Annotated in this window: 12 protein-coding genes; 2 read left to right on the top strand and 10 right to left on the bottom strand. The window is 62.1% G+C overall.

All coding sequences use genetic code 11. From position 1 onward, the window contains the following. Window positions 1-59: 59 nt before the first annotated feature. The 3 genes from ACR3YK_RS00370 to ACR3YK_RS00380 all read right to left on the bottom strand — a co-directional run bounded on the left by ACR3YK_RS00370 (window position 60) and on the right by ACR3YK_RS00380 (window position 3,441). A complete protein-coding gene (locus ACR3YK_RS00370) occupies window positions 60-1,373 on the bottom strand; it encodes a benzoate/H(+) symporter BenE family transporter (protein WP_486176354.1) in 1,314 nt (437 codons plus the stop codon). After that, window positions 1,370-2,455, bottom strand: coding sequence for an acyltransferase family protein (locus tag ACR3YK_RS00375; protein ID WP_486175294.1), 1,086 nt, complete (start codon window positions 2,453-2,455; stop codon window positions 1,370-1,372). Before ACR3YK_RS00375 ends, ACR3YK_RS00370 begins: the two co-directional genes overlap by 4 nt. A gap of 68 nt (window positions 2,456-2,523) precedes the next feature. Continuing rightward, window positions 2,524-3,441 carry an NADP-dependent oxidoreductase gene (locus tag ACR3YK_RS00380; RefSeq protein WP_486175295.1) on the bottom strand — a complete coding sequence of 306 codons (918 nt, stop codon included), beginning with the start codon at window positions 3,439-3,441 and terminating at the stop codon, window positions 2,524-2,526. Between the two features lie 101 nt (window positions 3,442-3,542). Here ACR3YK_RS00380 and ACR3YK_RS00385 point away from each other — a divergent pair, with 101 nt between their 5' ends. Next, a complete protein-coding gene (locus tag ACR3YK_RS00385) occupies window positions 3,543-4,151 on the top strand; it encodes an HdeD family acid-resistance protein (RefSeq protein ID WP_486175296.1) in 609 nt (202 codons plus the stop codon). Between the two features lie 74 nt (window positions 4,152-4,225). On the opposite strand, the gene rpsO is transcribed toward ACR3YK_RS00385, so the two are convergent. Next, window positions 4,226-4,495, bottom strand: a complete 270-nt coding sequence (gene rpsO / locus ACR3YK_RS00390) for a 30S ribosomal protein S15 (RefSeq protein WP_009771894.1) — start codon at window positions 4,493-4,495, stop codon at window positions 4,226-4,228. 119 nt (window positions 4,496-4,614) lie between these two features. Beyond that, complete coding sequence (locus ACR3YK_RS00395; RefSeq protein ID WP_486175297.1) at window positions 4,615-5,448, bottom strand: hypothetical protein; 834 nt, start codon at window positions 5,446-5,448, stop codon at window positions 4,615-4,617. A gap of 93 nt (window positions 5,449-5,541) precedes the next feature. On the opposite strand from ACR3YK_RS00395, the gene ACR3YK_RS00400 reads away from it, so the two are divergent. Beyond that, window positions 5,542-6,723: a MarP family serine protease gene (locus ACR3YK_RS00400; RefSeq protein ID WP_486175298.1), complete on the top strand. Its 1,182-nt coding sequence runs from the start codon at window positions 5,542-5,544 to the stop codon at window positions 6,721-6,723. A 33-nt stretch (window positions 6,724-6,756) separates the two neighbouring features. Here ACR3YK_RS00400 and ACR3YK_RS00405 read toward each other — a convergent pair whose 3' ends face one another. From ACR3YK_RS00405 to ACR3YK_RS00425, 5 genes are all read right to left on the bottom strand, one after another. Continuing rightward, window positions 6,757-7,434 (bottom strand): hypothetical protein, encoded by a 678-nt coding sequence (locus tag ACR3YK_RS00405; protein ID WP_486175299.1) that lies wholly within the window; start codon window positions 7,432-7,434, stop codon window positions 6,757-6,759. Then, on the bottom strand, window positions 7,431-8,093 hold the full coding sequence (locus tag ACR3YK_RS00410) for a lysoplasmalogenase (RefSeq protein ID WP_486175300.1): 663 nt from the start codon (window positions 8,091-8,093) through the stop codon (window positions 7,431-7,433). The genes ACR3YK_RS00405 and ACR3YK_RS00410 overlap by 4 nt, the downstream gene beginning before the upstream one ends. A 19-nt stretch (window positions 8,094-8,112) precedes the next feature. Next, the gene (locus tag ACR3YK_RS00415) at window positions 8,113-8,574 is read right to left on the bottom strand and encodes a VanZ family protein (RefSeq protein ID WP_100390043.1); all 462 of its coding nucleotides are present in this window, start codon (window positions 8,572-8,574) and stop codon (window positions 8,113-8,115) included. 43 nt (window positions 8,575-8,617) lie between these two features. Further along, complete coding sequence (locus ACR3YK_RS00420) at window positions 8,618-9,415, bottom strand: nuclease-related domain-containing protein (RefSeq protein ID WP_486175301.1); 798 nt, start codon at window positions 9,413-9,415, stop codon at window positions 8,618-8,620. Between the two features lie 218 nt (window positions 9,416-9,633). Continuing rightward, window positions 9,634-11,904, bottom strand: coding sequence for a HelD family protein (locus ACR3YK_RS00425; RefSeq protein WP_486175302.1), 2,271 nt, complete (start codon window positions 11,902-11,904; stop codon window positions 9,634-9,636). Window positions 11,905-12,117 lie beyond the last annotated feature (213 nt).

The following is a 12,117-nucleotide window of genomic DNA, read 5'->3' on the forward strand; positions in this document are numbered from 1 at the left end:
CCTTACATGGAGTACTTCCGGCCGAACCCCCAATTTGGATGCAGCAATTTCAAAAAACTTTAAAGTGTGTTTTCTGGGGCGGCCGGTCCGGCACCCTCTGGAGCAGCCGGTCCGGCACCCTCTGGAGCAGCCGGTCCGACACTCTCAGGGGCGGCCGACGCGGCTTCCTCGGGCGCGGCGTCCGGGCCCGCTGGCGTAGCCGTGACGCCAGTCTTTCGACGCCAACCGACCCACGCCATGATGATCGCTCCGACGATGAGCGCCCAGAACGCGGAGCCAATTCCGATCACGGTGATGCCCGACGCGGCAACGAGGAACGTGGCGATGGCCGCGATGCGGTGCTCGGGAGCATCCAGAGCAGTACGCACCGAAGTGATGAGCGCACCGATCACCGCAAGCCCCGCGATCGCCACCACCACGATCGGAGGCGCCACCGAAACGAGGGCGGTGGCGAGACCGGCACCCAGACCGATCACGACGTAGGTAGAGCCCGCCGCTACAGAGGCGATCCAGCGACGCTTGGGATCACTGTGCGCTTCGTCACTCGCCGTGAGCGCTGCTGTGATAGCGGCGAGGTTGAGCGCGTGACCGCCGAAGAACGCACTCGCGGCAGAGGCGGCACCGGTCACGGTGAGGGCGGGGCCGGTGGGAACCGCATAGCCATAGGTGCGCATGACGGTAAAGCCCGGCACGTTCTGCCCGGCCATCGTCACGATAAAGAGTGGGAGACCGACGCTGACGATCAGAATCGGGTCGAAGGTGGGAACCACGAAAGCGAGCTGTGGCACAACGGCGGCATCGCCAAAGAGCCTGCCATCGGTCGTCAGCGCAATGGCGACGATCGCCGCAACGAGCGCTGCCGGCACCGCCCACCGCGGGGCAACCTTCAACAGAACTAGCCACACCACGACCATCGGTAGGCCCAGCCAGGGGTACTCCACCGATGCGGTAATCGGCGCAAGGCAAATAGGAAACAGGATGCCCGCAAGCATCGCACTTGCGATCGGTTGCGGAATTCGCGTGATGAGCCGCCCCAGCGCGGGAACCAAACCGCACACCATAATGAGCACGCCGCACACGATGAAGGCGCCGACTGCAGCCCGGAACTCGACATCGCCCTGCGCCGCAACGATCAGTAAGGCGGCACCGGGAGTCGACCAGGCGACCGTGATCGGCATCCGGTAGCCCCACGCGAGGCCGATCGTGACGAGCCCCATCATCACGGTCAGAACTAACAGGCCAGATGCTGCCTGATCGTCACTCGCCCCGACCGCGTGCAGGCCAGCGACCACGAGGGTGAACGACGAGGCAAAACCCGCGATGCCGGCGACGATGCCAGTCGAAAAGAGCTGAAAAATATGCGTTCCCTCTATGAATGATTTGCGTCGGACTTGCTGGTCAGTCGTTCCTGAAAGGCCACGACAACACTGAGCGGATTAGTAAGCCACCGCGTCAGCTTCATCGTTGTAGACGTGCTGAGAATGAGCGCCAACGCGACGGCCGCGATCACCATTGCCATCACGGTCACCAACGACCACCCCGACCAAGAATCAATCAACGGTAGAAGCGGATAGAGAATGATCGTGTGTAACAAATAAATCTCTAGAGTTCGTTCGCCGACTGCCGTCACGCGCATGCGGCGCCGCGGAACGATCGCGAAGAAAGCGAAGACCATCACAGTCGCAACGAGCAAAACTGAAGCGCGCACTACGAGGTTCTCGACTTCACTCAGTCCGAAGGTTTCGACCTGACCGTACATGTACAGCCATCGTCGCTGAATCGACTCTCGGAACAGGTACACGACGGGCACGACCGCGAGCAGCAGCGCGGCGATGAGTCCTCGCAGCCACAGTGACGATGTCCAACGCTTGAAGTCGTCAATGCGTTCGGGCGTTGCAAGCAGGCCGAGGGTAAAGAACGGCATGAACGACAGGATGCGAGCACCGGAAAGTTCTTGGGAAATGCCGCCAGCAAGCACGGACAATATCGAGACTGAGAAGGAAAAAAGCAGCGGGTGCCGCATGGCACGCAAGAGTGGGGTGAGCAATCGCCACGCGAGTAGCGCGAAGAGGTACCAGAGGGTGAAGGTCGGCACGAAGAGCTGCAGTTCGAAATCGTTGCCCCGCAACGACCAGTTTTCGATTGCGAGCACAGACTGGAAGACCACATAGGGAGCGAGGAGCACCCCGATGATCGCGCCCATTTGTTGAGGCGTGCCCTGAAAAGAGCGGGAAAAATAGCCGGAGACGAACACAAATGCGGGCATATGGAACAGGTAGATCCACTTATAGAGAGCATCAGCAGAGCCTCGATCGATCCATTCGATCGCGTGCCCGACAACCACCAGAATGATGAGAATCGCCTTGGCGTTGTCGAGATACGGGTCCCGCGCTCGAGCCCTCGGCGCCCGACCGTCGCGCTCGCGGAGAAATCGGGCTTGGGGTTCTTGACTCACGAGCTGATCATTCCCTCTGCCTCAATGGATCGTCCAACGCCCCATGCAGTAGCACTCAGTCCGAGCTTCTAGAGGGTGAGCACAATCTTGCCACGAGTGTGGCCCTCAAGAAGCTTGGCATAGGCCTCCGAAACCTGCTCGAGCGGGAATACCGAATCGATCGGCACCTCAACGGTTCCGGCGGCGACGAGGGCCGCGAGCGACGCGAGGTCGGCCGGGGTCGCCCCCGCGGCACCGACACCCGAAGCACCATACTCCGAGACCGCCGCGTAGTCAGCGATCGTGTTAATGCGGTCAGCCGGTGCACCCAGCGCTAGCGCAGCATCCACTGTTTCACGACCGTGGTTGTCGAGCGCAGCGGTCACGCCTTCGGGGCTGATCTCGAGGATGCGCTCGACCATGCCCTCGCCGTAGGCGACGGGGTGGATGCCAAGCGAACGCAAGAACTCATGGTTCGATGCGCTGGCGGAGCCAATCACTTTCGCACCCTTGAGCGTGGCGAGTTGCGCGGCGATGACGCCGACGCCTCCCGCGGCAGCGCTCACGAGAACGGTGTCGGCCTCGGTGAGAGCGACAGCGTCGACGCTCGCCCAGGCCGTACGACCGGCGATATCGAGGCCGCCCGCCTGTTCCCAACTCACATCAGCCGGCTTGCGAACGATCTTGGCGGCAGAAACAACAACGAAATCCGCTTGACCGCTGAACCCCTTGCCGCCGAGCACTTCGTCGCCTACGACCCACTGGTCCACTCCTGCACCGACTTCGTCGACAACGCCAGCAAAGTCGTTGCCGTTACCACTTGGAAACTCCACACTCTGCGGATTAGCGGTGGGAGCTCCTCTGAAGACCTTCGCATCGAAGGGATTAATTCCGGCACACTTCACGCGCACCCGCACCTCGCCCTCACCAGCGTGAGGTTCGGCAACTTCGGAAATCGTGAGCACTTCAGGCCCACCGAGCTGAGAGAAAGTAACACGACGCGACATGCTTCGAGCCTAACCGGTGCGTCGCAGTTGCACACTGAGGCAACCCAACTGGGAGAATAGGCAACGTAAGGCACGCATTGACAACTCTGGTTAGGACCGTAATGAGCTCGTCTGACAGCACCACTCCCCGCCCCGTCTCGGCCGAAGATCTTCCGCCCGGACTCTTGCGCGTTCACCGCGGTCAGCTCATGGCGGTCGCCGTCATCGGGCTTGTGCTCGGAGTCATCGGGCTGCTGTTCCCCGGCGCAACCTTGCTCACCATCGCAGTGCTCTTCGGCATTTACCTCATCGCCTCGGGAATGTACCGCGTGACTGCCGCTTTCGTCGCGAACAACCTTGACTCCCCGATGCGCTGGACCACTGGCCTTCTCGGCCTCCTCATCGTGGTTGCCGGCATCCTGTGCCTCGCTAACCCGTTCCAGACGCTCATCGCGCTCGCCCTCGTGATCGGAATCGGCTGGATTCTCGAAGGAGTCGTCGACCTCGTCGGCGGAGTACGCGGCACCATTCACCCGCGCTGGTTCGGCTGGGTGAGCGGCATCGTTTCGATGGCGGCCGGTGTAGCGATGTTCGTGCTCCCCGCCGCCGGCGTCTTCTCGCTCGTGGCTATCGGCGCCGTGCTCATGATCGCCGTGAGCCTCACCACCTTGCTCACGCTGCCGCGCAAACCCAAGATCGCCGCGCCCAGCGCCCCAGCTACCGCCGAATAGGCAACACGCTCACAGCAACAACAAAGGCCGCCATCGCAATGCGATGACGGCCTTTGGCACGTGTGACGAGTCGACTAGCGGCGCAGTCCCAGCTTCTCAATCAGCGTACGGTAACGCGTGATGTCAACGTTCTGCAGGTAACCCAGCAGACGACGACGCTGACCAACAAGAAGAAGCAGTCCACGGCGTGAGTGGTGGTCGTGCTTGTGCATCTTGAGGTGCTCCGTGAGGTCAAGGATGCGACGAGTCATCATCGCGATCTGGACCTCGGGGGATCCCGTGTCACCTGGGTGGGTTGCGTACTCTTCGATGATCGCCTTCTTGATGCTTGCTTCTAGAGCCATAAGGTGATCCCCTTTCTAGTCGTTGCGCGGTGCCCATAGCTGAAATGCTTGAGCTCTCTTTATCCGCGGCCGTTAGACGGCAACCTTGAAAGTTTAGCAGAGGCGGGGCTCCCGCAGTGCTACCCGCCGAAGAGAGCAACAATCGCGGGAATCGCGAACGCCACCATCGTGACGGTGGCCGCGAGCGCAACCGCTGCCCCGATGGCGATCCACAGCCGGTAGCGGCGGCGGGCGGCATCCACTTCGGTTCGCAGTCGTTCGAAGCGAGCGGTGAGCCGAATGCTCGGGCCCGTGACCGCAGGGCGCGCAGTCCAGCCGCTGAGGCGACCGGCGACCGGAACCAGAGCGGCAATTTCCGCCCGCGAATAGAGAGCTTCGTGACGAATGAGCCAAGCCGCAAGATCCTGGAGAGGCAACACCGGAACCGGCGCCTTCATGCGGCCACGAACCAGCTCGGAGGTTCCCGTGAGGGTGACGAGCGGGCGAACCTGCACGGAGGCGGCACCGAGGGCGGCGAACGAATCGGTGAGGCGCTCGGCCAAGATTGTGGCATCGCGAACGTGGGCGGTGCGACGACCATTGACGAGGATCATACGCCCGGCAGTGACCACTCTCGCCCCGGGATGCCGCCGGCTACACACAGCGAAGACTCCCGCCGGGCCGAGAACGACGTGATCGGAGCCAACGCTCGGCTCACTGTCATCAGAGGAGCCGGAGATAAACCAGTCGGCGCCCAGCGCAGCAAGCGCGACAGCAGATTCGAGCTCCCCCACGCCGTCGGCATACAGCGTGCTGGCCTCGGCCGTCAGCGGACTAGCGCCGCGCAATCGCTGGAACCAGGTGCGTGGCTCCTGGTCGCGCTGGGCGCGCAGGCATGCCGCCATCGCACGCCCGAAGCCGACATCCTCGAGAGCGGGTCCCTGAGCGCGGCTTTCGTGTGCCGTGTCGCTCACCCGATCCCCCAACTGTGTACTGAGAGATTATCTCGCGTTCCACGATCGCCCAACTCGGCAAACGAGTCCGCCCATGCACCTTAGGCTGAGACAATGAACGTGGCCCCCCTGCTCGACCTATTGCTCGTAGTTGCTTTGCTGGGCTACGCAATTTATGGCATCAGAATCGGGCTGACTCGAAGCATCTTTGTCATCGCCGGAGTCGCCGTCGGCATTGCCCTCGCGATGTTGTTCGCTCAAAGTATCGCGCAGCTTGCTTCAGTGCCGCAGGTGCGCGTGCTCATAGCGGTGTCCGTAGCGGTCGCCCTCGTCGCGGTAGGGCACGCGGTGGGCTCTGCTATCGGCAACGCGATCCACGTATCAATTGAAACCAAAATTCTTCGCGGTGCTGATCGCGCTGTGGGCGGAATCGCAATTTTCACGGTAGCCGCGCTGGTTGTTTCGACCGTCAGTTTCAGCGCCGCCCAACTGGGGATCCCCATACTCTCTCGCACTATTTCGGCGTCTTCGGTCATCCGCACCATCCAAGACGTCACTCCCGACGTAGTGGAAGCGAACATCGCCCGTTGGCGAACAGCACTCAGCGATCGCGCCCTTCCTCTGCTCGGTTCGCCTCTCGGCGATCCGAATGCGCAAATCCCCACCATTGACGCCGACAGCCCAGCTCTCGCCGCAGCCGCACAATCCGTGGTGCGGATCACCGGAAACGCCTACGCCTGCGGTCAGGGACAGACCGGAAGCGGCTTCGTGATCGCGCCAGAACGCATCATGACCAACGCCCATGTCGTTTCGGGCACGTCGGGGCCCGTCGTGGAAGCCCTCAACGGCCAAGTGCTCGCGAGTTCGATCGTGTACTTCGACTCCACAAACGACCTAGCCGTGCTTGCCGTGCCCGGCCTTACCCCTGATGCGCTCCGGCTCGGCGATACAGTACGCCCCGGAACCAGTACAGCAATTCAGGGCTACCCCTACGGTGGCCCGTTCACGACCACCGCCGCACTCGTGCAGCACGTGAGCACCTTCGAGAGTGCCGACATCTACGGCGAAGGAGCCTCAGCGCGCGAGGTGTACACCCTGGCCGGCCAAGTAAACCCGGGAAACTCGGGAGGCCCGCTTTTGACTCTTGACGGAGCCATTGCTGGCACCATCTTTGGCAGCAGCACCGAACAGAACAACGTGGGTTACGCCCTGACGCTGGATGCCGTGCGCCCCGTCATCGAGAACGCCGCCGACCTCAGCACCACGGTCTCCAGCGGAACCTGTGTCGCCCGCTAACGGAGCAGCTACTCGGCGAGCGCTTCGTGAGTTCTAGCGTTCGAAACGCAAATACTCCGGAGCACTCGGCGCTCCGGGGCACGTATCAATCGTTGAGCCCTCGGCGGCACTAAAAGCGAACCACGACCACTCGTCTCCCAGTTTCTTGCCGATCGACCGAGGCACAAGAAAACGCACGGTGGAGCCGGAGAGTTCGGCGTCGTCGACATCGAGCTCGTCAGCGTCGTCGCGGTCGAATTCGTGCGAAGTGAACTCTTCAATCTCGCCGTCGTCGATCTTGAGCGAGAATTGGTACGCGCGGTCGCCATCGGCGCGCTCGGCGTAGATGCCCAGTTGAGCCGACGAGCTCGCCCACGGTGCTGCCAGAGTGATCTCCACCTCAACCTCATCACGATCACGTTGCGCCACCTGCGCGGATTCGATGTCGAGCGCTGAGACCTCGGCAGTGTAATCAAAACACTGCGTTCCCGTTGACTCTGCACTTGGCGGAATCAGCGTCGACTCGGGCGTCGGAACACTCGTTGCCGCCGGCGACGGTAGCGACGACGCTACCGTTGGCGTCGCAGTGACAGTGGGCGACGAGGATGCCGCAGCCAGCGTGATCACGACGGTCACGATGACGGCAAAAACAACGAGCGCCACGACAGCTACCACAACCGGGCCCACCGCAACACGTCTCTGAACGACGGGGTCGGAGGGGTCAGGAGTCACTCGGACACGCTAGCAGTGTTCCCCCGAGCGTTCCGCGCCCGAATGAACCCGGTGACGATGAGAAGCTGGCCAGCAATGTAGAGAGTCATGATTACGGCATCCGACTGCCACCACACCGGGCTCGGTGCGAACAGAGCCCAGGCGAGCGCTGAATCCGACGCTAGAAAAAGAACGGCTCCCGTGGCGATCAGTCGCGACGTCGCCAACGCCGCTGCTGTGGATGCCGCCAGCACTGCCCCATAGACCGCAAGCGGAACAAAGAAGAAGCCCAGATCATCGCGCAGCAGGAACAGCAAGCCTGCCCACCAGACGACGAGTAGTAGCGCCAGCATGGGCACGCGGCGCGATTTCACCACGCGAAGAAACAGCACGAGGTAAAGCGCATGGGCGGCAAAGAATGAGCCGAGCCCCACGAGGAAGCGTGAGCTCGCGGCATCCGACACAAAAATGTCACCGAGCCACGACAGCGTGAGAGCGGCGAGCAGCAGATAGTCGGGCCACGAGAACGGGCGCCGCCGCACGATAACGACGCCCACCATAAGAGCGGGCATGAGCGAGAACTTGGTGACCACTGCCATGTCATCCCACCCCGCGGCGAGGCTCGCCACATGGAGTACCGCCACAGCAAAATAGGCGAGAAAGCCTCGAAGAATTAGCACGACCACAGCCTAGGGCCGGTTAGCGTGCGGAGGAATAGTTTCCTGCTGGTCGATTACGACGCCGACGACGAGCCCGCTCGCGTGCTGCGGCCACGCTCAGAGTGACCACCACACCAATCGTCGCTCCGACGGAGTTGGAAACGATGTCGCGCGGGTCAGAAACGCGGGAGGGAATGAACTGCTGCACCCATTCGATTCCCGCCGTCAGCAGTACCGCGAGGCCAAGCGCGAGCCACCATTGGCGCTTGCCGACGAGAAGAACAAAGAACAATCCCACCGGCACAAACAACGCGATGTTGGCCATGAACTCGAGGTCATTGAAAGTGAGCCACTGCGTTGCTTGAAACCGGTCGAGAAAAACCGCCAGCTGCCAGAGCGGACCATCACGTTGGTCGGGCGCCTGCGGGCTCAGCGTCAACCATGCCACCACGGCGAGATAACTGAACGTGGCAGCGCTCAGATAGGGATGACGCCGAAACATTCCCCCATCGTGCCCCACCCAGGCTCAGAAACTGCTCGACGCGCTATGAGGCCACAATAAGATTTCCGAAAGCAGAGGCGAGGGACCACACCCACAGAAAGGTCCCGACGAGCGCGACAACGACCCACAAGAAACGTCGAGCGCTCGCGCGGCGCACCTCGTGGTGAATCCGCACGAAATCCCGAGTGAGGGTTCGCGAAGCCGTCGTGGCGTCGTGTGGAGCGGGCCACGTCGCACTCGACTCGGCCACAGCCGACAGCGTTGCAACTTCTTCCCCGGTCATCCGCACGGGCGCGGTACGCAGCCACTGCTCAAGCTGCATCGACGTCAGAATGTGCACATCATCGGGCAGCGCCAGCTTCGAGACCTTGACAGGTTCGACAACGACGAGAACCGGAACAACGCTCACGGTAGTGCCCATTGCCGCGCCGAGAGCGGCGGCAACACGTTCCGCCGCGGCTCGCGCCTTCGTAATGGCCCGGCTGAAGGTCTTGGCTATAACCAGCTCATCACCATCAATCACCACATCGTCACCCTGACAATTCACGACGGAAATCGCGAACACCCCCGCTCGCCCCACTGCGAAGTGATCGAGGGATGTTTCGCCGAGAGGCACTCCATGGAGAATGTCCCAGCTATGACCGAGGTGGTCAAGAAGTGATCCCACGAGGAGCTCGCCGACGGCGCCGCGATAATGCGCGCGGCCGTCAGCGGTGAGTGGCGAAAGGCCGATAGTGCGCGCAAAAAAACCGCGACGCGCGTGATGCGCTTGCGCCGCGATGACGGCGGCCATAGCTGACTGTCCAGCGATCCGGCCGCGAAGATCGTTACTCTGCGGCACGCAGACCCTCCAGCTCTTTCATGCACAGGCATGCATGCAGAAATACGTTGGGCCGGAGGCTCCCCCGCCTCCGGCCCGACTCGTGGCGAAGAATCGCTCCCGAGTGAAGGTTCCTCCCCCGAGGAATAACTTCTAGATCAATAGTGCCCAACCTGAGAATCTGCCGAAACCCCCACTATTGGGCATACCCGAGTGGGGGTCAACTCCTCTGATGACCCTTATTTCGGGGTAGGAATACCCTCAGGGAGTCGTTGAGAGGCGACGACGCTGAGGCGTTGAGTCGAGCGCGTCATCGCAACATACAGAGCCGCAGCACCCCGCGAAGTCTCATCCACAATGCGTTGTGGTTCTACAACAACAACGGAGTCGAACTCGAGGCCCTTTGACTCACGGGGCGTGAGAACCGCGATCGGCTTGTTCAGACCGGCAGCGCCCTCACCCACCTCCCCGGTGTTGGACTGCTGCAGAGCATCCATAATGCTGCGGGTGAGCGAGTCGCTCACGATGACCGCGACAGTGCCCTCAGTCGAAATAGCGCGGTCGGCCGCAACAATATCGGCGACTCGCGCAGCCAACTCGTGGGGGGCGACCACCCTGACGTCGACCGGCCATGGGCTTTTACGAACAGCGCGCGAGGGCGTGATCGATACATCGTGGGCGAGCGCCACCGCTTCGGCCACCGCCACGATCTGAGACGGTGTGCGGTAATTGACGGTGAGCTCCTCGAGTCGCCAGTGATCGCCAATATCTGCCGCGAGCGCAGAACCCCAGCTCGTCGTCGCGGCAGCCGCACTGGCCTGAGCAACATCGCCCACAATCGTGAAGGACTTGAGCGGGTTGCGGCGGGCGAGCAATCGCCACTGCATGGGCGAAAGCTCTTGAGCTTCGTCGACAACAATGTGGCCGTAGGTCCACGAACGATCTGCCGCAGCGAGTTCTGCCGTCGTTGCGCGCTCGGCACTCGCCTCGAACCCCTCCGCCAGCGTTTCGGCATCGATCATGCCTTCCACATCCATATTGCGGATGGCGGCGGCCGCGTTTTCGACATCGCGCTTGCGCTGCTGCTTGCGCTCATGCTCTGCTGCCGACTGAGCCACATCAACGTCGCCGAGAAGCTCGGCGGCTTCATCGAGGAGGGCGACATCACTCGTGGTGAATGGAGCATCACGGTCACGGTGGAGCAGTTCGCGCTGCTGGGGCGTCCACCGCGGCGTGAGGGTACGCAACCAGCTAGGCCGGGCGTAGAGATCTTTCACCAGCTTCTCGGGCGTCAGTGGCATCCAGGCTGTATTGAGCACAACCTTCACGTCGTGAGCCGTACGAATGTCCTCACGCAGCCACTTCTGGTCTGAGTCGTCGATCGTGTTGCCGTGAGCACGCAACTGATCCGCCAGCAAGCGGCTGATCGCTGCGATCGCAGCCTTGTTGAAGACGACGCGCGCACTATTATGCGGCTTGTGGGAATCCCACGCTTTTTGCATCGCTGCCCGGATGACGTCGGCCGGCACATCCAGAATCTCACCATTGATTTCCATGCGTTGAGTTTCCGTCGGCACTACACGGCGCGAACGAACCGCACGCTTGATAAGCGCAGCCATCTCTAGCGACCCCTTGAGTTGTGCGACTGCATCGATGTCTTCGTGGCGAGCATCCACTCCGGGGAACAACTGCCCGAGGCTCGCCAGCACGACACCGGTCTCCCCGAGGGACGGCAAGACCGCTTCGATATAGCGCAAGAATGAACGCGAGGGCCCCACGATGAGTACGCCGGATGCCGAGAGTCGTTCCCGATGCGAGTACAGGAGGAACGCGGCGCGGTGCAGCGCCACCGCCGTCTTGCCCGTGCCGGGACCACCCTGCACGACAAGGGCGCCACGAAGCTCGGAGCGAATGATCGCGTCTTGCTCGGCTTGGATCGTGGCGACGATATCGCCCATACGGCCGGTGCGTTCGGCAGTGAGACTTGCCATGAGAGCCGCTTCACCCTGAAGGGAGGCGGCATCGGTTTCCAGCAGCTCGGAGTCGAAGATCTCATCATCGATTCGAACGATGTCGCGGCCGTTGCTTTGCAAATGCCGGCGAGCGCGCGCGCCCAGCGGCGTCGCGGCGGTCGCCTGGTAGAACGCGCGCGCTTGCGGAACTCGCCAATCCAGCAGAAGCGGACGTTGATCGTCGTCGCGGAGACCGATCCGGCCGATGTACCGCACAGGACGCTCCTCGAGGGCCTCGGAATCAGTCTCGCCTCTGGCATCCGGCTCAAGCTCAAGCCGCCCGAAGGCGAGACGTTCGTCGATTTCTCTCAACTGAGCAATGCGATCCTCGTAGATGCGCGCGAAAGCGTCTCTCTCGGAGCGGTTCTGGTGGGTTCCGCCGGGCGAACTGCGACGCACCGATTCCAGCTGCTGTTGCGCGGCATCGCGCAACGCATCCAGTCGGCGATAGAGGCCGTGAACGTACGTTCGCTCGCGTTCAAGCTCACTCGATGACATCCGGTGTCCTCTCCAAATTGCGACCTTCAATCCTACGGCTTTTTTGACTATAAATTCGCCGAGAAAGCCTTGCGCTCTGCGCTAGTCAGTGGCACGCTGAAACCAGTTAAAGCTCGTCGCCCATCAGAGTCGCAGGCAGTGCCGCACCGGTGGGCGATGAGTTTGTTAACGAGCCGGGTTTGCCCGGAGGCACTCACTGGCGCGGAGAAGCTC

The sequence above is a fragment of the Salinibacterium sp. 10G20-15 genome (assembly GCF_057365065.1).

Excerpts from the sequence above, each read along its gene's own strand:
- ACR3YK_RS00380 (WP_486175295.1), bottom strand. The coding sequence starts at position 3,441 with ATGTCGCGTCGTGTTACTTTCTCTCAGCTCGGTGGGCCTGAAGTGCTC.
- ACR3YK_RS00385 (WP_486175296.1), top strand. The coding sequence starts at position 3,543 with ATGAGCTCGTCTGACAGCACCACTCCCCGCCCCGTCTCGGCCGAAGAT.
- rpsO (WP_009771894.1), bottom strand. The coding sequence starts at position 4,495 with ATGGCTCTAGAAGCAAGCATCAAGAAGGCGATCATCGAAGAGTACGCA.
- ACR3YK_RS00400 (WP_486175298.1), top strand. The coding sequence starts at position 5,542 with ATGAACGTGGCCCCCCTGCTCGACCTATTGCTCGTAGTTGCTTTGCTG.
- ACR3YK_RS00415 (WP_100390043.1), bottom strand. The coding sequence starts at position 8,574 with ATGTTTCGGCGTCATCCCTATCTGAGCGCTGCCACGTTCAGTTATCTC.
- ACR3YK_RS00425 (WP_486175302.1), bottom strand. The coding sequence starts at position 11,904 with ATGTCATCGAGTGAGCTTGAACGCGAGCGAACGTACGTTCACGGCCTC.